At 66.7% G+C, this 20,067-nt stretch carries 22 protein-coding genes and 1 pseudogene; 12 read left to right on the top strand and 11 right to left on the bottom strand.

The annotated features are described in order from the left end of the window. Positions 1 to 114: 114 nt before the first annotated feature. The 3 genes from ACIGJC_RS21495 (at position 115) to ACIGJC_RS21485 (ending at position 1,665) form a co-directional block, all read left to right on the top strand. Positions 115 to 408 carry a hypothetical protein gene (locus ACIGJC_RS21495; protein WP_483714197.1) on the top strand — a complete coding sequence of 98 codons (294 nt, stop codon included), beginning with the start codon at positions 115 to 117 and terminating at the stop codon, positions 406 to 408. A gap of 163 nt (positions 409 to 571) precedes the next feature. After that, positions 572 to 1,270 (top strand): alpha/beta hydrolase, encoded by a 699-nt coding sequence (locus ACIGJC_RS21490; RefSeq protein WP_483714196.1) that lies wholly within the window; start codon positions 572 to 574, stop codon positions 1,268 to 1,270. A gap of 26 nt (positions 1,271 to 1,296) precedes the next feature. After that, positions 1,297 to 1,665 (top strand): hypothetical protein, encoded by a 369-nt coding sequence (locus tag ACIGJC_RS21485; protein WP_483714496.1) that lies wholly within the window; start codon positions 1,297 to 1,299, stop codon positions 1,663 to 1,665. 15 nt (positions 1,666 to 1,680) lie between these two features. Here ACIGJC_RS21485 and ACIGJC_RS21480 read toward each other — a convergent pair whose 3' ends face one another. Further along, a complete protein-coding gene (locus tag ACIGJC_RS21480) occupies positions 1,681 to 2,589 on the bottom strand; it encodes a LysR family transcriptional regulator (RefSeq protein ID WP_483714195.1) in 909 nt (302 codons plus the stop codon). Positions 2,590 to 2,709: 120 nt separating this feature from the next. Between ACIGJC_RS21480 and ACIGJC_RS21475 the strand changes: the two genes are divergently transcribed. Beyond that, on the top strand, positions 2,710 to 3,891 hold the full coding sequence (locus tag ACIGJC_RS21475) for a M20 aminoacylase family protein (protein ID WP_483714194.1): 1,182 nt from the start codon (positions 2,710 to 2,712) through the stop codon (positions 3,889 to 3,891). A 41-nt stretch (positions 3,892 to 3,932) separates the two neighbouring features. Then, complete coding sequence (locus tag ACIGJC_RS21470) at positions 3,933 to 4,943, top strand: Bug family tripartite tricarboxylate transporter substrate binding protein (protein WP_483714193.1); 1,011 nt, start codon at positions 3,933 to 3,935, stop codon at positions 4,941 to 4,943. 11 nt (positions 4,944 to 4,954) lie between these two features. On the opposite strand, the gene mdtD is transcribed toward ACIGJC_RS21470, so the two are convergent. Then, on the bottom strand, positions 4,955 to 6,358 hold the full coding sequence (mdtD, locus tag ACIGJC_RS21465) for a multidrug transporter subunit MdtD (protein WP_483714192.1): 1,404 nt from the start codon (positions 6,356 to 6,358) through the stop codon (positions 4,955 to 4,957). Positions 6,359 to 6,515: 157 nt separating this feature from the next. Here mdtD and ACIGJC_RS21460 point away from each other — a divergent pair. Further along, positions 6,516 to 7,248, top strand: a pseudogene (locus ACIGJC_RS21460) (LysR family transcriptional regulator). Here the strand turns inward: ACIGJC_RS21460 and ACIGJC_RS21455 are convergent. After that, positions 7,245 to 8,351, bottom strand: coding sequence for an AGE family epimerase/isomerase (locus tag ACIGJC_RS21455; RefSeq protein WP_483714191.1), 1,107 nt, complete (start codon positions 8,349 to 8,351; stop codon positions 7,245 to 7,247). The pseudogene ACIGJC_RS21460 and the gene ACIGJC_RS21455 sit on opposite strands and share 4 nt — an antisense overlap. Before the next feature lie 173 nt (positions 8,352 to 8,524). Here ACIGJC_RS21455 and ACIGJC_RS21450 point away from each other — a divergent pair, with 173 nt between their 5' ends. The 3 genes from ACIGJC_RS21450 to ACIGJC_RS21440 all read left to right on the top strand — a co-directional run bounded on the left by ACIGJC_RS21450 (position 8,525) and on the right by ACIGJC_RS21440 (position 9,551). Then, complete coding sequence (locus tag ACIGJC_RS21450; RefSeq protein WP_483714190.1) at positions 8,525 to 8,773, top strand: hypothetical protein; 249 nt, start codon at positions 8,525 to 8,527, stop codon at positions 8,771 to 8,773. Between the two features lie 217 nt (positions 8,774 to 8,990). Next, positions 8,991 to 9,266, top strand: a complete 276-nt coding sequence (locus tag ACIGJC_RS21445) for a hypothetical protein (RefSeq protein ID WP_483714189.1) — start codon at positions 8,991 to 8,993, stop codon at positions 9,264 to 9,266. Between the two features lie 12 nt (positions 9,267 to 9,278). Continuing rightward, the gene (locus tag ACIGJC_RS21440; protein WP_483714188.1) at positions 9,279 to 9,551 is read left to right on the top strand and encodes a hypothetical protein; all 273 of its coding nucleotides are present in this window, start codon (positions 9,279 to 9,281) and stop codon (positions 9,549 to 9,551) included. Between the two features lie 8 nt (positions 9,552 to 9,559). On the opposite strand, the gene ACIGJC_RS21435 is transcribed toward ACIGJC_RS21440, so the two are convergent. Further along, positions 9,560 to 11,194, bottom strand: a complete 1,635-nt coding sequence (locus ACIGJC_RS21435; RefSeq protein WP_483714187.1) for an acyl-CoA synthetase — start codon at positions 11,192 to 11,194, stop codon at positions 9,560 to 9,562. A gap of 202 nt (positions 11,195 to 11,396) precedes the next feature. Here ACIGJC_RS21435 and ACIGJC_RS21430 point away from each other — a divergent pair, with 202 nt between their 5' ends. Together ACIGJC_RS21430 and ACIGJC_RS21425 are read left to right on the top strand one after the other, a co-directional pair. Beyond that, complete coding sequence (locus ACIGJC_RS21430; protein ID WP_483714186.1) at positions 11,397 to 12,095, top strand: Crp/Fnr family transcriptional regulator; 699 nt, start codon at positions 11,397 to 11,399, stop codon at positions 12,093 to 12,095. Between the two features lie 86 nt (positions 12,096 to 12,181). Continuing rightward, the gene (locus ACIGJC_RS21425) at positions 12,182 to 12,853 is read left to right on the top strand and encodes an AraC family transcriptional regulator (RefSeq protein WP_483714185.1); all 672 of its coding nucleotides are present in this window, start codon (positions 12,182 to 12,184) and stop codon (positions 12,851 to 12,853) included. Positions 12,854 to 12,880: 27 nt separating this feature from the next. Here ACIGJC_RS21425 and ACIGJC_RS21420 read toward each other — a convergent pair whose 3' ends face one another. From ACIGJC_RS21420 to ACIGJC_RS21390, 7 genes are all read right to left on the bottom strand, one after another. Continuing rightward, positions 12,881 to 13,318 (bottom strand): EamA family transporter, encoded by a 438-nt coding sequence (locus tag ACIGJC_RS21420; protein WP_483714184.1) that lies wholly within the window; start codon positions 13,316 to 13,318, stop codon positions 12,881 to 12,883. Positions 13,319 to 13,441: 123 nt separating this feature from the next. Continuing rightward, positions 13,442 to 14,737 carry an MFS transporter gene (locus tag ACIGJC_RS21415; protein ID WP_483714182.1) on the bottom strand — a complete coding sequence of 432 codons (1,296 nt, stop codon included), beginning with the start codon at positions 14,735 to 14,737 and terminating at the stop codon, positions 13,442 to 13,444. A 393-nt stretch (positions 14,738 to 15,130) separates the two neighbouring features. Next, positions 15,131 to 15,298, bottom strand: coding sequence for a hypothetical protein (locus ACIGJC_RS21410; RefSeq protein WP_483714181.1), 168 nt, complete (start codon positions 15,296 to 15,298; stop codon positions 15,131 to 15,133). 193 nt (positions 15,299 to 15,491) lie between these two features. Further along, positions 15,492 to 15,971 carry a DUF2501 domain-containing protein gene (locus ACIGJC_RS21405; protein ID WP_483714180.1) on the bottom strand — a complete coding sequence of 160 codons (480 nt, stop codon included), beginning with the start codon at positions 15,969 to 15,971 and terminating at the stop codon, positions 15,492 to 15,494. A 93-nt stretch (positions 15,972 to 16,064) separates the two neighbouring features. Further along, on the bottom strand, positions 16,065 to 16,487 hold the full coding sequence (locus tag ACIGJC_RS21400) for a VOC family protein (protein ID WP_483714179.1): 423 nt from the start codon (positions 16,485 to 16,487) through the stop codon (positions 16,065 to 16,067). A gap of 40 nt (positions 16,488 to 16,527) precedes the next feature. Next, the gene (locus tag ACIGJC_RS21395; protein ID WP_483714178.1) at positions 16,528 to 17,643 is read right to left on the bottom strand and encodes an NADH:flavin oxidoreductase/NADH oxidase; all 1,116 of its coding nucleotides are present in this window, start codon (positions 17,641 to 17,643) and stop codon (positions 16,528 to 16,530) included. 140 nt (positions 17,644 to 17,783) lie between these two features. Further along, positions 17,784 to 19,124 carry an MFS transporter gene (locus ACIGJC_RS21390; protein WP_483714177.1) on the bottom strand — a complete coding sequence of 447 codons (1,341 nt, stop codon included), beginning with the start codon at positions 19,122 to 19,124 and terminating at the stop codon, positions 17,784 to 17,786. A 270-nt stretch (positions 19,125 to 19,394) separates the two neighbouring features. On the opposite strand from ACIGJC_RS21390, the gene ACIGJC_RS21385 reads away from it, so the two are divergent. Further along, on the top strand, positions 19,395 to 19,991 hold the full coding sequence (locus ACIGJC_RS21385; protein ID WP_483714176.1) for a TetR/AcrR family transcriptional regulator: 597 nt from the start codon (positions 19,395 to 19,397) through the stop codon (positions 19,989 to 19,991). Positions 19,992 to 20,067 lie beyond the last annotated feature (76 nt).

Here is a 20,067-nt window from a genome sequence, read left to right as displayed (position 1 = left end):
GGCGAGGCGCTACGCATGGGCAGGCTGAGATTCTTTTCCCGATTTCTTGTCTATATTTGTTCTCATGGCAAAAGCATCGGTTCTTCGCTGTTGAACAGCATTGGAGGAAATGCCATGCGTTGGCTCGCAAACTGGTTCAGTCCGCCGACCCCGGAAAAGATTGCCGAAAGGGAACTGCAAGACATGAGGCTGACGTTGTTCCAGGCTGAGCGACGCCTGCTCGAGGCGCAAATGCAGGTCGCCTACTATCGCGACATGGTCGCGTTCCTGGAAGACGTGGCGACCAAGGGCGTCGAGGACGTGGTGGACAAGCGCCGCGCCGCCGCGCCGGCTGCCATCGAGACCTTCTCGGCACCGCGTGTCGCGCCAGGACTGACCACCGTCCCGATCGTGCCCTCGGCCGCCTAGCGCGGCAGCATGCGGGGCAAATTGCCTGACCCACGGCGGAGTCCCTCGTACTCCGCCGGTCATTGATAGCACCGCACGGCTCGCGGGAACGCGTGCCGACCTGTGCGATACTCGCGCTGCCCGCCGCGCAAGCCGGCTGGCGGACCGTCACACAGGAGCCCCCATGAACGAACTGCTGCCCGCGATCGAGATCGAGACCGCGCCCAATCCCGCTTTCACCGTGATCTGGATGCACGGCCTGGGCGCGGATGGCAATGACTTCGTGCCGGTGGTTTCCGAGCTTGGCCTGGGAGACATGCCAGGCGTGCGCTTCATCTTTCCCCATGCACCGGCCATTCCCGTCACCTGCAACGGCGGTTATCTCATGCCGGCCTGGTATGACATCTACTCGTTCGACGAAGCCGGACGGCGTGCCGATGAAACGGGCATCCGGGTGTCGTGCGAGCGGATCCGGGCGCTGATCGCGCGCGAGAATGCACGCGGTATCTCGACGGACCACATCGTGCTGGCCGGCTTTTCGCAGGGCGGCGCAATCGCCTACACCACCGCCATCACCCATCCGGACGCGCTCGCAGGCATCGTCGCCCTGTCCACGTATATCCCGGCTCCGGACACGCTGGCAGCGCAAGCGACCGCCGCCAACGCTGCCATCCCCGTCTTCGCCGCCCACGGCACGCAGGATGATGTCGTGCCGCTGCAGCTTGGCGAACAGGCCCGCGACTTCCTCCAGGCACGCCGGATTCCGGTGTCATGGCACACCTATGCCATGCCGCATTCGGTATGCATGGAAGAAATCGCCGCCATCGGCGCGTGGCTCCAGGCCACGTTCGCCCGCGTCACGCAGCCATCGGCGCAAGGCTGAGCCGCACCACGGTCATCACCATGAACATGAAAGCAGCGCCGCTTCTGAAGATCGATTTCAACACCCGCAAGGCTCTCGTGTTTGCGTTGACGGCCGAGCGGCTGTCCGCCTACTACGAACACGGCAAGTGGCTCACCGATGCGCAGGGCGCCACGCTGGCGGGGGAATGGCTGTCACGCTCGAAGCTGCAACTCGCCCTGTCGGAGCGCCGCTTGCTCTCGGAACTGAGCGACCAGTTCGCGCGCCAGCTGGCGCAGACGCTGTCGCGCGAAGCGGGGCTTTATGCCTCGCACGAAATGATGGAAGCGCTGGACCCGAACTACCAGTCCGCGTTCGCGCACGACATGCTCGACGAATGCGAGCGTCTGTTGCGCGAGAACGGCGTCAACGAGTAGCAACGAGCCATCGCCTCAAGCCCGCGGGAACGCCTTCACCACATGACGCAGCAGCCGGTCCGCCACCGGTGACAGCGGCCGCCCGGTCCGGGTAATCACATGGATGCGGCTGTTGTTCAAAATCGGATTGGCAAGCGGCAACGACACCAGATCATCGAACTGCGCGCCCTTCAACGGCACCGAGCGCGGCGTCATGATGTAGCCCAGCCCGAGCGCGGCGAATTCCCACAGCACCTTGAACGAGTTGGTGGTGAGCATATGGTTCAGCGTGATGTGCTCTTCGACCTCGGCCGCCTGGATATGCTTGCGCACGCCGAACGATTCCGTCAGGGATGCGCCCTGGTGCGGCGCCAGGTCGGCCAGCGTCAGCGCGCCCCGCTTGCGTGCCAGCGGATGGTCCTTGCGCACATGCACGCGGATCGGTGCCAGCCGTGAATAGTGCGAGCGAAGCCGCACGTCGTCCGGCGGCTGGAACACCAGGCCGATATGCGCCAGGTCTTCCAGGATGCAACGCACGGTCTCTTCCGTTCCCGCCACGCGGATGTTGTACGTGACATCCGGGTACTTGTGCTGGAACCCCCGCAGCACCGGCTCCAGCACCAGATCGATAAAGCCCTCGCCGAAAACGACTTCCACGTGGCCGCGCTGGGCGTTCTTGAGGTGATTGACCTCCGCCAGGAACGTGTCGCTCAGATCCTGCTGACGCCTGGCGAACAGCGCCAGCAGCCGCCCCGCATCCGTCGCCACTACGCCCCGGCCACGCCGCTCCAGCAGCGCCAGGCCGGTGTCCTGCTCCAGTTTTGCCACGGCGCGGCTCACCACTGACGGGTCCAGTTCCAGCACATCGGCCGCGCCGCGCACCGAGCCGGTCTCGATGATCTGTAGCAGGCACAGCGCACGCTTGCGGTCCAGGACATCATCCATCTTTCTCCCCTCCTCGTCTCGCGATCGTTGCAATATACACAACGTTTTACCGCAATCGTTGTCATGGATGCCGCGGGCCGGCGCAGCGAGAATACGAACACGATCCCATTCGCCGAACCCATGAACCCATCCAGCCTTGCAGACCTGCGGCAGTCCATCCAGGCCCTTTCGCCGGAATTTGTCGATATCCGCCGCAGGATTCACGCACATCCCGAACTGGCCTTCGAGGAGCGCCGCACCAGCGATCTCGTCGCCGAATGCCTCATGGCATGGGGCTACGAGCTTCATCGCGGCCTGGGCACCACCGGCCTTGTCGGCAAGCTGAAGAAGGGATCAGGGACCAAGGCGCTCGGCATTCGCGCCGACATGGACGCACTGCCGATCCAGGAGAAGACCGGCCTGGACTATGCGAGCACCCTCCCCGGCAAGATGCATGCATGCGGGCACGATGGCCATACGGCCATCCTGCTCTGCGCGGCCCGCTACCTGGCCGAGTCCGTCGATTTCAATGGCACGCTGAACCTCATCTTCCAGCCCGCGGAAGAAAACGAAGGCGGTGCGCTGCGCATGCTGGAGGATGGCTTGTTCGAGCGCTTCCCGTGCGACGAAATCTACGCGCTGCACAACTCCCCGGGGTTGCCTGTGGGCCAGATCGGCATCAGCACCGGCCCCGCGATGGCCTCGTTCGACCGCGCCACGGTGACGCTGCGCGGACGTGGCGCGCACGGCGCCATGCCGCATCACGGCATCGACCCCATGCAGTGCGCCGCCAGCATCGTGCTGGGGCTGCAATCCATCGTCAGCCGCGAAATCGATGCGCTCAAGTCCGCCGTGATCACAGTCGGCTCGATCCAGGCCGGCGCCACTTACAACGTCGTGCCGGAAAGCGCGCTGATCAAGATCGGCGTGCGCACGCTCGATCCGCGGGTACGCACGCTCGTCGAAGCGCGTATCCAGCAATTCGTGAGCGCGCAGGCCGAGAGCTTCGGCCTGCAGTCCGAGGTCGTCTACGAACGCAAGTATCCGGTGCTGGTCAACCATGCCGCGCAGACCGAACGCGCGCGCGAGGCCGCCATCCGGCTGGTGGGTGCGGCCAACGTCGTGGAGCGCCCGCCGGTCATGGGCAGCGAGGACTTCGCCTACATGCTCGAACATCGCCCCGGCGCTTACGTCAGGCTCGGCAACGGCCTGGGCGAGGATGGCGGCTGCATGGTCCACAACCCGCTCTATGACTTCAACGACAAGGCCTTGCCCGTGGGCGCCGCATTCTGGGCGCACCTGGCGCAGAGCTGCCTGGCCTGAACCAACCACCAGCCTGAAAACAAACCAAGAACGGGACAACCATGCATTCGCTCAACCGCCGCCGCTTTCTCCAATACGCAGGATTCGCCGCAGGCAGCACCGCGCTCGGCGGCCTGCCTGCGTTCGCGGCCGACAGCTTTCCGACCAAGCCGCTCTCGCTCGTGGTGCCCTACCCGGCCGGGGGCGCCAGCGACACGTCCGCACGCATCTTCGGTGAATCGATCAGCAAGAGCGTCAAGCAGCAGGTGCTGGTCGAGAACTACGGCGGCGGCACCGGACTGATCGGGGCCAACAAGGTACTGGCCGCGCCGGCCGATGGCTACACCTTCTTCCATGGCTCGATCAACGAGGTCTTCCTGGCCCCGCTGCTCAACCCGGCCGCACGCTACAAGCCGCAGGACTTCATGCTGGCCGCGCCGATCAGCGACGCCAACATCGTGCTGATGGTCCGCAACGGCATCCCCGCCGATACGCTCGACAAGTTCATCGACTACGCGAAGCAGAACAAGGGCAAGCCGCTGACCTACGCGACCGTCGGCATCGACTCCATCTACCACCTGATGGGCGATGCGCTGGGCGCGCGCCTGGGCCTGAGCTTCCTGCACGTGCCGTACAAGGGTGCCGCGCCGGCACTGCAAGGACTGGCAGGCGGCGAAGTGGACTTTGCGATCCTGCCCTACCAGTCGAGCTTCGACGCCATGCAGCAGCAAGGCCGCTTGAAGGTGCTGACCAGCTTCTCCAAGACGCTGCCCACATCGCTGAAGCACATTGCGCCGATTTCCCAAAGCCGGACGGTACCTGACTTCGAATACATGATCAGCGGCGGCTACTTCGTCAAGCAAGGCACGCCCGCCGATCGCGTGACGGTGCTGCGCAAGGCTATCGGCGAAGCGTTGAGCAAGCCTGAACTACGCGCCAAGCTGGAGGCGGAGGGACGCACCGTGGTCCAGCCCGTTCACACCCAGCAGCAGGCGAACCAGTTCTTCGACCAGTACCAGGCGCGTGTCACGCAGCTGATCCGCAACGTGGGACGCAAGACCAACGCGGCCTGATTGCGGCGCATTCATGGCGTGCGCGCGGCAGCGCGTGCCGCACGCCTTCCCTTGCCGAGTTCCGCCACATCGAGCCGCCGGAACACCAGCGCCGACAGCAGCGTGATCGTGCCCACCACGACAAAGGCCAACCGGAAGGCCGGACCGGCCTCCCCGAACTGCGCGCTGAACATCGTCACCAGTCCGCCGCCCACGGTCACGCCCAGGCCGATGGCCAGCATCTGCACCATCGAAAACAGGCTGTTGCCGCTTCCTGCATCCTCTACGCTCAGGCCCTTGAGCGTCACACTGTTCATCGCCGCGAACTGCATCGAGTTGGTCGCGCCGAACAGCGCGAGCTGAGCAATGGACAGCGCCAGCGGCCAACCCGGCGACATCGCCCCGAACGATGCGATCGACGCCCCCACCAGCGCCGTGTTTACCAGCAAGAACTTCTCATAGCCGAAGCGCGTCACCAGCGGCACGATCCAGCGCTTGGACAGCGTCCCCGCCAGCGCGGCCGGCAGCAGCATCAGGCCGGCGTGGAACGGCGAGTAGCCAAGCTGCATTTGCATCAGCAGCGGCAGCAGGAACGGCACCGCGCCGGAACCGATGCGGCAGACGAGATTGCCAGCCAGCCCCACGCTGAAATTCGGCTCGCGGAACAGCGCCAGCCGGAACAGTGGCGCGCGGCTGCGGCGCGCATGGGGGATATACAGCAGCGCGGCGGCCACGCTGAGCGCGGCAAGCCCCGCGTTCCAGCCAGCGTGGCTCGCCTGCGCATCCAGGGCGAGCGAGAACGCCACCATGCACAGCGACAGCAGTCCGCAGCCAATCCAGTCGAACGGCGGCGCGCCGGCCGTGTCGCCCCCGGGCAGGTAGCGGCGTACGGCCAGCAGGCCGACCACGCCGACCGGCACATTGATCAGGAAGATCCAGTGCCAGGAGACGTGCTGTACCAGCCAGCCACCCAGCACGGGCCCGAAGATCGGGCCCACCTGTCCGGCGATCGAGACGAAGGCCAGCGCGGCGATGTACTGCTCGCCCGATACATTGCGCAGCACGGCGAGCCGGCCGATTGGCAGCAGCATGGAGCCGCCGATGCCCTGCACCACGCGCGCGATCACCAGTTGCGGCAACGTCTGCGCGCCGGCGCAGAACAACGACCCCAGCACGAAGATCAGGATGGCGCTGAAGTAGACCCGCCGCGTGCCGAAGCGGTCCGCCAACCAGCCGGACGCCGGCGTGAGCATGGCCATGGTAAGCGTGTAGGCCACGACCACCGGTTGCAGGTCCAGCGGCTTGCGCCCGAGGCTGTGCGCCATCGACGGCAATGCGGTATTGACGATGGTGGTATCGAGCGTCTGCATGAAGAAACCCGCAGCGACGATCCACAACATGGCCTTGAGAGAGGGAGTAGTGGAAGCTTGGCTCATGGGGGGCGAGGCATGTGCTTGGCACGGCGTGCAGGCGGGAGACGATCCGCAAAGCCTTGGCAGCCGTGTCATGGAATCGATCATAGCTACCGCCAGCCAATCGGGAACCCTGCCAGATATACTGACTGCCATCGTATTCTCCGATGACAACATTCCCATGCTCAACCCTGTCTGGATCCAGACCTTCGCCACGGTGGCGGCCTCGCGCAGTTTCTCCGAGGCCGGCCGGCAGCTGGACCTGTCGCAGTCGAGCGTCAGCGACCATATCCGGCGGCTGGAGCAAAGCGTCGGGCGCCGCCTGTTTATCCGCGATACGCACTCGCTGTCGATGACGCCCGACGGCGAAGCCCTGCTCGGTCCGCAATACGCATCCCGACGTGGAGATGGAAATCACCATCGCCATGACCAGCAAGCTGTACGAACTGATGGATGCCGGCGCGCTCGATCTGATGCTCGGCAAGCGCCGCCAGGGCGACCGCCGCGGCGTACCGCTGTTTCGCGGCTCGCTGGAGTGGCTCGCACGCCCCGGGACCCTGGTGGACCTGTCCCAGCCATTGCCGCTGATCCTGGTGCACGAACCGAGCGTGACGCGCTCGGTCGTGCTCGATACCCTGGCCAAGGCCGGCTGCCAGTGGCAAGTGGTCTGCAGTAGCAGCAGCCATTCCGGGTGCCTTGCCGCTGCCCGCGGCGGCCTCGGGCTGACGGTACGCTCGCGCTATCTCTACGGCGAAGGCGTGGCGCCGCCGCTCAATTGGGAGCGCCTGCCGACGCTGCCCGAGGTGGAGTTCATTTCGTTGTCGGCACGCCGGCTGAGCCAGCCGGCCGAGACCTTGCTGCGGCTGCTGCAGAAGAGCGATTTGCGCGCCGCCAGCCACCGCATTGCCGGCTAGCGCTGCGCCAGTTCGTCCAGCGCCTCGTATGCCGTAGCGAGGTGGTACGGCGACGTGGACGGCATTTCGGCCCGCACCACTTCGCCGGACGGGGCCAGGCATTCGTGCCAGCCGCTCGCGTGCAGGAAACGGCTACGGTACTGGCGCAACTGGGCCTCCAGCGTCGCCAGGGATTCTGGTGTCCCATCCACGGCCAGTGCGCGAGCGAACTCCGTCTGCGCCCAGATGCGCTCGGTGCCATCGAGCAGGCTGCCATCGGCATTCAGCGCGGCGCTGACGCCCAGCGTGCCGGGGATTACGCCATGCGCCTGCGCGAAAACGAAGGCGCGCTGCAGCGAAGCGCCAAGCGGCGCGCCCTCGAACAGCGCAGGGTTGCCCGCGACCAGTGAAAACCACTCGAACTGATGGCCGGGCTCGATGCGATTGCCCGCCGTCTCCTGCGGCAGCTCGGCGATGCAACCGCTGGCCGGATCCACGAACCGGCCCTGCACGGCCGCGGCGATCTCGCGCAGACGCACGGCATACCACTGGTCGCCGGTAGCCTCCAGCGCCGCAAGGTAGGCCTCGGTCAAATGCATGATGGGGTTCTGCTGCACGCCCGCGCCCTTGTCCTTGTAAAACTCCGATAGCGCCGCGTGGTACAGCCCGAAACCGTCGGCAAAGCGTTGTTCGACCAGCTCGCGCGTTTCCTGCAGGATGGCCAACGCGTCCTCGTTGCCGCCGCAGGCGTAGTAGTGCGCGCACGCGAAGATCACGAAGGCATGCGTATAAAGGTCCCGCGTCGGGTCCAGCGGCATGCCTGCCGCATCGACGCTGTAGATCCAGCCGCCGTCGCCGGTGCTGAAGTAGGCCTGCAGCGAACCGAACAGCGTATCGGCGTGGTCGAGCTGGCCCGCGGCCGAAAACACATAGATCTGGCGCGCGCAGGCCATGGCCCGGTAACGCACCGGCGGCAGGGCATCGCCGCTGGCGCCATCCAGCGCTTCATAGGGCAGCAGCAGGTCGGCGTTCCAGCCTTTGCCGGTCCAGTGCGGCAGGATGGCGGTGTCATAGTGTGCGCGCAGCGACGCAACCAGTTCGGCAAGTTGAGGCGAGATGGGCATGCGGGTCCGGAGAAGCGGGCGCCACCCGGCGCCCCGGAGCAGACGATACTGGAAACCGCGCGGCGGCGGAAGATGCACGGCGCTGCACGAGGCCCCTCCAGGAAGCCCGTCCACGCTGGTATTGGGCGCGCGCAATTGCTAGCATCTAGGCGTCGCCGTCATCGGAGACCGTCATGTCGACCGCGCCCCTCACCCTCGCCGACAGCCACCGCACCCTCGTGCTCCATGTCCTGGAAGATCCGCCCGGCTTGTACACCTGGCGCATCGTGATGGAAGAGCACTGCGGCGCGGCGGATGCTGACTGCACCATCGAAGCCACTTCGGCTTACCACTCCGAAGCCGAAGCGGAAGCCGCCTGCTGGGCGGCAGGCAATTACATGCTCGACGGGCCACGCGCCGCCGGAGAAGTGCGGCCGTCGTGACCTGTGGCGTCCGGCAACTTTTCTCCGCCGGGCGCATCGCCTAATCTGAAATCGTTGGCAGTGGCAACGTGGAGGCATTTTTTCTCCACGTTCCTCCGGCCACCCCGATCCTGCGGGGCTCATGCCATTGCCCGAAATATTCCTGGCCTTTACTACCGCGTTTGCCGGCCCCCGTGCACCTAAGATGCGCCCGACGGCAGCGCCGCAGGAGTCCGCTATGGAAAAGCCGGTCGTCAGTCCGCAGCGCTTTGTCGAGTTGATGAACGAGCGCCTGTCCAGGCACCCTCTGTTCCGGGAGGGTATGCACGTCTACGCAATCCCGCAGCACACCGACCATCCGCGCAGCCTGGTCTGCGTGGGGCCCCGCGGCACCGCGGGCGTCTGCGCCACGATCGAGAATATCGTGCGCGGCGAATGCGAGGTGTTCCCCGATATCTCGCAGGAGTGGCACAGGCCTGGCGCCGTGCCGCAGCAGGCAGCGAGCTTGCGCTGAATTCCAGCAGCCATGCCGAGCGGATCACACGAGCATAGCGACAGCTATCGTGGCTACCGCATCCATATCGTAGCCTTGCGCTACGGGGGCCAGCACGATGGCTGGTGGACGCTGCGCGCGCGCATCTGGCAGCACGGCCACGCCCTGCCCTTCGTGGACCCGGACGCTGGCGTGCGCTTTGCCTGCGCCGCCGACGCCAGCCGCGCGGGGCTGGCGTGGGGCCGCGAGGTCATCGATCGGCTGATTGCCGGCCGGCAGGCCGCCGAAGAGGCCGCCTTCTCCTGACCGCCGTGTCAGACGTCGATCGCGGCATCCGACTTGACCTTGCGGCGCAATTCGAACTTCTGGATCTTGCCTGTCGAGGTCTTGGGCAGCGGACCGAAGTACACCGCCTTGGGCACCTTGAAGCCCGCCAGCAGCGTGCGGCAATGCGCCATCAGTTCGTCGGCGGTTGCGCTGGCGCCCTCCTTCAACTCCACGAACGCGCAAGGCGTCTCGCCCCACTTCGCATCGGGCTGCGCGACCACTGCCACGGCCAGCACGGCCGGATGACGATAGAGCGCATCTTCCACCTCGACGCTGGAAATGTTTTCCCCGCCCGAGATGATGATGTCCTTGCTGCGATCCTTGATCTTGATGTAGCCGTCCGGCATGCATACGCCGAGATCCCCGGTGTGGAACCAGCCGCCCGCGAACGCCTCGCGCGTGGCCTTCTCGTTCTTGAGGTAGCCCTTCATGCAAATGTTGCCGCGGAACATGATCTCGCCGATGGTCTCGCCATCGGCCGGCACCGGCTGCATCGAATCCGGATCGAGCACCGCCACGCCGGACTGCAGGTGGTAGCGCACGCCCTGCCGGGCCTTCTTCACGGCACGCTCTTCCTGCGACAGGCTGCTCCAGTCGTCCTGCTCCGCGCATACCGCGGCCGGGCCGTACACCTCGGTCAGGCCATACACATGGGTCAGCGCGAAGCCCATCGCTTCCATCTGCGCCAGCACCGCGGCAGGCGGCGGTGCGCCGGCCACCATGCCGCGCACGGGACCGCGCAGGCCTTCGCGCCACGACGGCGGCGCATTGACGAGTGCGGTGTGCACGATCGGCGCAGCGCAGTAGTGCGTCACGCCCTCCTCGCGCATCAGGTCGAATACCAGGCGCGGCTCGAACTTGCGCAGGCAGACGTTGACGCCCGCGCGCGCGGCCACGGTCCACGGGAAGCACCAGCCGTTGCAGTGGAACATCGGCAGCGTCCACAGGTAGACCGGGTGCTTGGGCAGGTCCCACTCGAGGATGTTCGAGATCGCGTTCATGGCCGCGCCGCGGTGGTGGTACACCACGCCCTTGGGGTCGCCGGTCGTGCCCGAGGTGTAGTTCAGCGCAATGGCGTCCCACTCGTCGGCCGGCATCGTCCATGCGTAATCCGGATCGCCGGAGGCGAGGAAGGACTCGTAATCGGTATCGCCAAAGCGCTCGGCCTGTGGCCCCAGCGCGTCTTCCACGGCGATGACCTTCAAACCCGGGATTTCCAGCGACACCTGCCGGGCCAGGTCGGCGAACTCCGTATCGGCCAGCAGGACGCGTGCCTCGCCATGGCGCAGCATGAACACCAGGTTGGCGGCGTCGAGGCGGATATTCAGGGCGTTCAGCACGGCACCCGCCATCGGTACGCCAAAGTGCGCTTCGACCATGGCCGGCGTATTGGGCAGCAGCGCCGCCACGGTATCGCCCTTGCCGACACCGGCGCGCGCCAGCGCACTGGCCAGGCGCCGCGCGCGTGCGTAGGTGTCGCGCCAGTTCTGGCGTACCGGGCCGTGCACGATGGCCAGCCTGTCGCCATACACCTCGGCCGCGCGGACCAGGAAATCGATCGGGGTAATCGGCACGAAATTGGCCGCGTTGCGGCCCAGGCCGCTGTCGAAATCTGTGGGCATTGCTTGTGTCTCCGCTGAACTCTTCTGTACCGGGGCGCTGTTACTTTTTCGTGCACAAGGCTATCATCGCACACGCCCGGGGTCTGTCATCCGGATGACAAATCGCCCGGAAACCCGCGCCAGGCAAGGCTTACAGGATTCTTACACGGCCCGGGCCATGGTCACGCAAGGCCTCCTTTCCTGACTGCCAAACCCGCCTTCGATGACCGCATCCGACTGTTCCCCGCCCACCTCGCCACTGGCGGGCCATGCCTGGTTCCATGCCCTTGCACCGGAGCATCAGGCCCTGGCCGCGCGCAGCACGATACTGCAGGAATTCGCCGCCGGCGCCCTGATCGCCCGGCGCGGGGAACCGTCGCGCGACTGGATCGGCGTCGACAGCGGGTTGATCAAGCTGGCCGTGTACACGCCGGACGGCCGTGGCTGCACGTTTTCCGGCGTGCCCGCGGGGGGCTGGTGCGGCGAAGGCAGCGTGATCAAGCGCGAGCTGCGCCGCTATGACGTGATCGCCATCCGCGATTCGCGCGTGCTGCTGGTGCCCGAGCCCGTGTTCAACACCTTGCTCGCCCAGAGCCTGCCATTCTCGAGTTTCGTGGTCACGCAGCTCAACGAGCGCATGGGGCAGTTCATTGCCACCGTGCAGAACGACCGCCTGCTCAGCGCCGATGCGCGCGTGGCCCAGGCCATCGCGCAGCTTTTCCATCCGTCCCTGTATCCGCGCACCAGTCCCGTGCTGGAACTGTCGCAGGAGGAAATCGGGCTGCTGACCGGCCTGTCGCGCCAGCGGGTCAACCAGGCGTTGCGGCGGCTGGCCAACGAGGGCCTGGTGCACCTGGCGTACCAGACCATTCGCGTGACCGACCTGCCACGGCTGCGTCACTTCGGGCTGTCCGAACTGTAAGCGGGCGATCGGGCGGCATGCGCCGACAGTTGCGCGGCCCGTCGAATGCTGCGACAGTAACCGGCTGCGCTCCAGCCACTGCCCGCATGCCCATTGTCAGCCGCAACCCCGTCCGCATTACCCGCCTGCGCTTTCCGTTCGCCGTGCGCGTGGAAACCCAGCAGGGCGCGGCGCGGCTGCGCGACGCCAATGCACGGCGCGACGTGCGGCCTGGCGATCCCTTTGTGGTACCTGCGTTTGCATATTTCGACTGCGAGTTGCAATCCCCCCCGGGCCAGGCATGCGCCATGACGTTCGAGGCCGTGCCCGATGCGGTCTGCCCGCGCATGAATGCGATCCATCATGACAAGCACTGGTCCCGCGCGCTTGCTCGGCTGGTATTCGAACAGCCGGCCGTCAACTGGAACGCCGCGCGGCTCGGCGAAGACTGGCAAGTCGCCCAGCGGCTGGTCCGTGCGCGCCTGTTTGCCGAAGGCGAAGCGCTGCATCCGCTAGTGCGCGAGCAGCGCGCGGCGCGGGCGTTCTACCTGCTGGCGCTGTCCGAGGCCCGGCCTGACCCCACGCCCGCCCGGCTCGATTTGCTTGCCACGCAGTCGGGTCTGCGCTCCGCCGCGGCATTCGCGAACGCGTGCGCCAATCTGTTTGGCGTGGAGCTGGCGCAATTGCTGCCCGGCAAGTCCGACCACCGGCGTCCCGACGCCTCCGCCTGGCCCGGCTGGCCGGTTCCCGCTGCGGCCTGGCTTCGCACAAACGGTTGAAGGGCCTTCGCCGTTGCGCAGGCGCGGTTATCGCCGCAGGCTGAGCACGATCACGCCGGCGGCGACCAGGCCGATGCCGAGCCATTCACGCGGGGCAGGCCGTTCGCCCAGGAACAGCACCGCGAACAGTGCCACCAGCACCAGGCTGAACTTGTCGACGGGGGCCACCTTGGAGGCATCGCCAATCTTCAGCGCACGGAAGTAGCAGACCCAGGAGGCGCCGGTCGCCAGGCCCGACAGCGTGAGGAAGATCCAGTTCCGGGCCGAGAACGTCGACGGGTCCATCCACTTGCCGGTAGCCGCCACGAACGCGGCCAGCACCACGAAGATGATGACCACGCGCACCAGCGTGGCCATGTCGGAATCGATGCCGGACAAGCCTACCTTGGCGAAGATCGCGGTCAGGGCCGCGAACACCGCGGACAGCGCGGCCCAGGCGAACCAGCTCGATGCGGCAGGCATCATCGTGAATTGCTCCGGAGATTAGCGGGCGCCACGGCCCGGCGGAGCCTGAAGTATATCGGCGCGGCGTCGGCGCCCGCGAGCCCTGGCATAGGGGCCGACGTCCGCGCGGCGCCTCTTCCAACACTATGCGTGCGCCGGATGCGCGGCCGCAGCCGCGGTCGCATGCTGCTGCAAGCCGGCCATCCGCAGCTTCGAGCGCTCCGGGTTGATCATGGCCGCACCGGCAAAGCCGCCCACGATCATCAGTACGCCGCACACCGCGAAGCCCGTCTCGTAGCCATGCGCGCCGGTGGCGTTCTGCACCAGGTAGCCCGTCACCAGCGGCGCCAGGATGCCGGCGATCGACGAGATCGAAGCGTCGATCGACAGCAGCGCGCCGCGCTGTGCCGGCGGGCAGACCTCGGCCAGCATCGCCGGGCCCAGCGAATAGATCGACGGCGCCAGCGCGCAGCTTGCCGCCAGCAGCGCCACGCGCTGCCAGGTGAGCAGGCCGGGCGACAACAGCGCGGCCAGGCAGACCCCGGCGCCCACGAGCATCAGCGCGGCCACGCGGCCTCTGGCGATGCGCGACGGTATGCCTCGGTGCAGCATGCGCTGCGACCACCATGCCACGCCGAGCGTCACCGGCATGTTCACCGCGATGATCACCGCGAACAACCGGCCCGAGGTGGCATGATCGAAGCCAAGTCCGCGCTGCAGGTAAGCGGCGAACCACGTCAGCGACAGCGCCAGGCTCCAGTACGCGACAAAGCGCAGCAGGAAGCAGCCCAGCACCGTGGCGTCGCCCAGCAAGGCGCGGTAAGGCGCGCGCGGATGGCCCGCGGTGTCGGCCGAAGGCTGGTCGACCTTGCCCTCGCCGCCGAACAATAGCCACAGCACGGTCCAGGCGGCGCCCAGCGCGGCCAGCACGTAGAAGTTGGCGCGCCAGCCCCAATGCGCCGTGATGTAAGGGATGGTGATGCCGGCCAGGATCAGGCCGGTGGCGCCGCCTTGCGTAAAGAAGGCCACGGGCAGCGTGCGGCGATCATCGGGAAACCACTTGTAGGCCGCGTGAATGGCAATGGCCGTGGACGGTCCCTCGGCAATGCCCAGCAGCACGCGCGCGGCGATCAGCACCGCCAGGCTCGACGACCACGCCAGTGGCAGCTGGAACACCGACCAGGCGATGGCCATCAGCAATAGCAGCACGGTGCAGGACACGCGGTTGGCCACAAAGCCGCCTGCCACGCCGGCCACGGCGAACAGCCAGAAGAAGCTGCTGGCGACCAACCCGAACTGGGTCGGCGTCAGGCCCAGTTCGTCCATCATCGGGCCGGCAAGGAGGCCGACGCTGATCTTGTCCAGGAAATTGACCACGACGAACAGGAACAGCAGCACGGTAACGACCCATGCCCGGCCCCGTTGATAGGTTGCACTCATTCGCTCTTGTCTCCGATTTCTTGTCCATGGACCCGGGCCAAAGCGCGGGTGTCGGAAAAATTCTGGACAGGGTCCGGTGAGGGTTACTCGTCGTATCCGACGATTTGCCGGGCGGATCGGGGAATGCCTGAGGGCGCGGAGAGCGAATTTGCTAGCGGGGGCGCGGTGGTTCTGGGTGAGGCAAGTGAATTATTGCGAAGCGTGCATGGGTGCGGGACTACGCGCTGATGGCGATTGTTCTGTGGGGTTCCCGCGATGATGGCTGGCAGCGCCGCCGTTGATGAAGTCAGCAGAAAGGCTCGTCGCATGGCGGCTGCCATCGACGAGGCGCTCCCTGATGCTGGGCGATCAGCGATCCATGCCGGCCGCCCACTGCGAACGCGCTGCGCGGACTTATCCCGCGGCGTGCATCGGCGATATGGAATACGCGAGGACCAGCACAGCGACGATGGCCGGGGATCCCAGCCGAAGCGCAGTGCTCCGTGTGAGTACGCCAAGATAGACGTACAAGCACACCAGCACCATCGCGGTCAGGTACAAGAGGCCGTCATAGACTTGCATGGATGTCTCCCGTAGGGTCTTGCCCCGGATGTTTTTATGGGTCTACATCGTGCTGCCGCCAGGCTGCTTCTTGTGGGACGCCCTGGCGCAATGCCTTGCTGTCTGTTGCGGTCCATGATTGCCACTTCAAAGCCGAGTGGCAATCATGGAAATCCCTGCGAAATAAGGTAAATCGTTGGTGCGATGCGCAAAATCACAGGAACGACTTGCCCTGCGAAAGTATCTTCTCGCATACCTGTTCGGTGGCCTTCGCCTTCAGGCCACTGCCGCTGATGTCCAGTGTCTTGCCGTGGCCGTCCTGGAGAATGCCTCTCGTGCCGTTGCCATAGCCGCTATCGGTCGAGGCCTTGGACGGCCCGCCAAGCTTGTCCATCAGCTTGTCCTTGACCGAATCCGCCCCGCCCGCGCCCAGGTAGTTGTTCTTGATGCAGAAGTCGAGCAGCCCGGTAACGTTGCCCAGACTACCCGAGGAAAGCGATTGCAGCGAAAGGCCGCTCCCCAGTCCGCCCAGTGCGCCGGCCGCGCTTTCCGCGCCGCCGCCACCCATGGGGTTCTTGAGCACGTCACCCAACTGCGCGTGCGAGGCCGGGGCCAGGCCGATAAGCACAGCCCCCGCCAGAGCCGCCTCGGCGAGTCGGCGCGCCCGCCCGAGCGATGTCTTGCCAGCCTTCATGGTGCCTTCCCTCCGTCTATGCCCCGCGTAGGATCCGCTACCACTATAGTGCGCGCACCGGTCTTGCGCCGTGCCCCGCACTTTCGCCCGCGATCAGTCTGCCGGCAGCATCTGCGGGTTCCACGCGATCTCCCAGAGATGGCCGTCCGGGTCCGCGAAATAGCCGGCGTAGCCGCCCCAGAAGGTCGGCTGCGCCGGCTTGACGATGGTGGCGCCGGCTGCTGCTGCCTGCAGCATCACCGCGTCGGCCTCGCCCTGGCTGCCAACGTTGTGCGCCAGGGAAGCGCCCGCCGCCGCTCGGACGGACAGCGGCAGGCCGGTGTCGTGGGCGAGGCTCGCGCGTGGCCAGATGGCCAGCTTGAGGCCGGGCTGCAGGTCGAAGAAAGCCACCGCGCTATGCTCGAACTGCGTGCCGATAATGCCCTCGGTCGGCAGGCCCAGCCCGTCGCGGTAGAAGCGCAGCGAGCGCTCCAGGTCATCGACGCCGAGCGTAATCAGAGTGACACGGGGTTTCATGGGGCCTCCTCTTCCTATTTCGGCTTCGAATGGAGATGGCTCAGCGCTGGCCGAAGCTTGCGTCCGAAAACAGGTCTTTCAGTTCACGTGGCTGCGAGCGCCAGTACTGCTTGGGCGCCGCCACGCTCGCGCCCAGCCTGGCGGCGGCATGCCACGGCCAGCGCGGGTCGTACAGCATCGCGCGGGCCAGCGACACCGCATCGGCCTCGTTGCCGTTGATGATGGCCTCGGCTTGCTCGGGTTCCGTGATCAGGCCCACGGCGATGGTGGGCAGGCCCACCTCGGCCTTCACGCGCTGGGCGTAGGGCACCTGGTAGCCCGGCCCCAGCTTGATCGCCTGCGCTGGCGACACGCCACCTGTGGTGACATGGATGGCCGCACAGCCGCGCGTCTTGAGCACCTTCGACAGCGCCACCGTACCGTCGATATCCCAGCCGCCCGGCACCCAGTCCGTGGCGGATATGCGCATCCACACGGGAACGTCCGCGGGCACGGCCGCACGCACGGCGTCAAAGACCTCGATCGGGAAACGCATGCGGTTTTCCAGGCTGCCGCCGTACGCGTCATCGCGATGATTGGCCAGCGGCGACAGGAACTGGTGCAAGAGGTAGCCGTGCGCCCCATGGATCTCGATGCCCTGGATGCCCAGCCGCACCGCACGCACCGCGGCCGCGACGAAATCATCGCGCACCTTGACCATGCCCGCGCGGTCCAGCGCGGTCGGCGGCACTTCGTCCTGCGCATGCGGCACGGACGACGGCGCCACGGTTTGCCACCCCTCCGGCGCGTCGGGCCGGACCTGCTTGCCGCCCTCCCACGGCCGCTGGCTCGACGCCTTGCGCCCGGCGTGCGCGAGCTGGATCGCCACGGCAATGGGCGAGTGCGCGCGCACGGCTCCCAGTACGCGCCCCAGCGCTGCCTCGTTGCCGTCATCGTAGAGGCCCAGGTCCCCCGCGGTGATACGGCCTTCCGGCGATACCGCCGTGGCTTCGAGGATCAGCATCCCCGCGCCGGACACGGCCAGTGAGCCGAGGTGAATCATGTGCCAGTCGCCGGCATTGCCGTCCTGCGCCGAGTACTGGCACATCGGCGCAATGATGATGCGGTTGGACAGGCTCAGCTTGCCGATATCGAGAGGATCGAACAGATGGCTCATGGGGATACCTTGTCTTGCGGATCTGCGCACGACGCGTGGTCGCGCCGCGTGAAGAGGATGCCTGCAGTGGAATGGGTGATTCTAGGCCGACGGCGACTTTGCCGCTTGCCGCCGCCGTTCAGGGCTTGCAGCTCAGCCAGTCAATGCTTGACCGCGGGCATCGCCAGCCGCAGGCCGCTGGCAATGGCCGCGACGCCTGCAAACCCGGCGCCCAGCGCCAGGGCGAGTCCCGGCCCATGGTCGCCCGCAAGGCCGAAGCTGAGCGCCACAAGCGCAGCGCCCGTGGACTGGCCCAGCAGCCGTGCGGTCGCGATCACGCCGCTGGCGCCACCGCTGCGCTCACGCGGGGCGCTGGCCATCAGTGCCTTGAGGTTCGGCGACTGGAAGAAGCCGAAGCCCGCGCCGCAGATGCACATGCGGAGGCCGATCTCCAGCGAACTCGGATTGGCCGGCATCAAGGCCAGCGACGCCATGCCCGCGCTCATCACGGCAAGCCCGACGGCGCCCAGCAGACCCGGCGGATAGCGATCGGAAAGCCGGCCGGCAATCGGGGCCATCAGCGCCACCACCACGGACCACGGCGTCAGCAGGAATCCGGTTTCCACCTGGCCGCGCCCGAGCACGTGCTGGAAATAGAACGGCAACGAAACAAAGGCCAGCCCCTGCGCCGCAAACGAACAGATCGCGGTCAGCGTCGACAGCGCGAACATCGGCCGGCGGAACAGGTCGACCGGCAGCATCGGTGCGGGGTGGCCGCGCTCGCGCCACAGCAGCAGGCCGAACGCCACGACAAAGATCGCCGCCGCGGCCAGCGACTCCGCCAGCGGCGCACGCTGGGCGCCCTCGCCCAGCGCGAAGATCAGCGCCGCGAATGCCACCACGTTCAGCAGCGCGGCCACGCGGTCGAACCCGTGCTGGCTGCGCGGCGTCTGCGGCAGCGCGCCACGCGCGATACCAAGCGCCAGCAGGCCGATCGGAAGATTGACGGCAAACAGCCACGGCCACGTGCCGAAGGACAGGATCACCGAAGCCACGGTCGGCCCGAGCGCGAATGACACCCCGACCACGAGCGCATTCAGCCCGACCCCTCGGCCCAGCCGCTGGATCGGGAAGATCGCGCTGATCAGCGCGGTATTGACGCTCATGATCGCGCTGGCCCCGATGCCCTGCAGCACACGCGCCGCCGCCAGCGATGGCAGCGACCAAGCCAGTGCGCAGACCACGGAGGCCGCAATGAACAGCGTCACGCCGCCGATATAGACGCGCCGGTGCCCGAGAATGCCGCCCAGCGCCGCGAACGGCAGCAGCGTGGCCACCATCGCGAGCTGGTAGGCGTTGATGACCCAGACCGACGCCGCGGGCGTCGCGTTCAGGTCCGCGGCAATGGAGGGCAGCGCGGTATTGGCAATCGCCGTGTCCAGCGTGGCCAGCGCCACGGCGATCATGATGGCCGCCATGCCGCGGCGCTCGCGAGCAGTCATGGCAGGCGAGCCCATGGCGGCTGGCGCCGGGGTTGAGGCAGTTTGGAGAGGAGCGGGACTGGACACGGCGCGAGTCGGGTTGCGGCCGGGCTCTGCCCGGCACGGATCAACCGAGACAATACGGGAAATCCCTTCAACGCGCTGAAGACGGCTTCATATGTATGCACATTTCGAGCCACTCACATCGACTTAAATTACCATCAACATTTATTGAACAAATTATGACCATCATCTAAACTGCGTCAAACATCAATTTTCGAGGGCCTTCAGATGGCGCGCGCATCACGGGAACAGGTCGACAAGAATCGGGAGGCCATTGAACAGGCGTCGGCGCGGCTGTTCCGCGAACGGGGGCTCAATGGGGTCAGCGTGGCCGAACTGATGGCGGGCGCGGGGCTGACGCATGGCGGCTTCTATGGGCATTTCGCATCGAAGGACGCCCTCGCGGCGCAAGCCTGCAAACGCGCGTTCGAGGAATCGGCCGCGCGCTGGGAACGCCGGATCGAGCGCGCCGCCGGCGACCCGCAAACCATCCTGGCCAGCCTGATCGAGCCGTACCTGACGCAGGCCCATTGCGCCGATCCCGGCCACGGCTGCGCGGCCGTGGCACTGGCCAGCGACGTGGCAAGGGAGCCGGCGGACAAGCCGGTACGGCGGGCTTACGTGGAGGGATTCCGCTCCCTGGTCAAGGACATGGAATCGACCGTGGCCAGCGACAACGCGGACACGCGCCGCCAGGAAGCGCTGATTCGCATGGCCATGCTGGTCGGTGCGGTCACGCTGGCGCGCGCCGTGGAAGGCGACACCCTGTCGGACAACATCCTGGATGCCGTCCGTCAACGGCTGCTCGGGCCGTCCTCCAGCTAACCGCCAGCCCTTCCGGAACGGCCCGAATCACCGTTCTCCGCGCCCCCGCCAGAACGCCGATGGGCCGAGGCACCCC

The organism is Cupriavidus sp. C3SS-1 (genome assembly GCF_057073755.1).
Note: the sequence above shows the minus strand (reverse complement) of the source record. Positions and strands in the feature narration are given on the sequence as shown.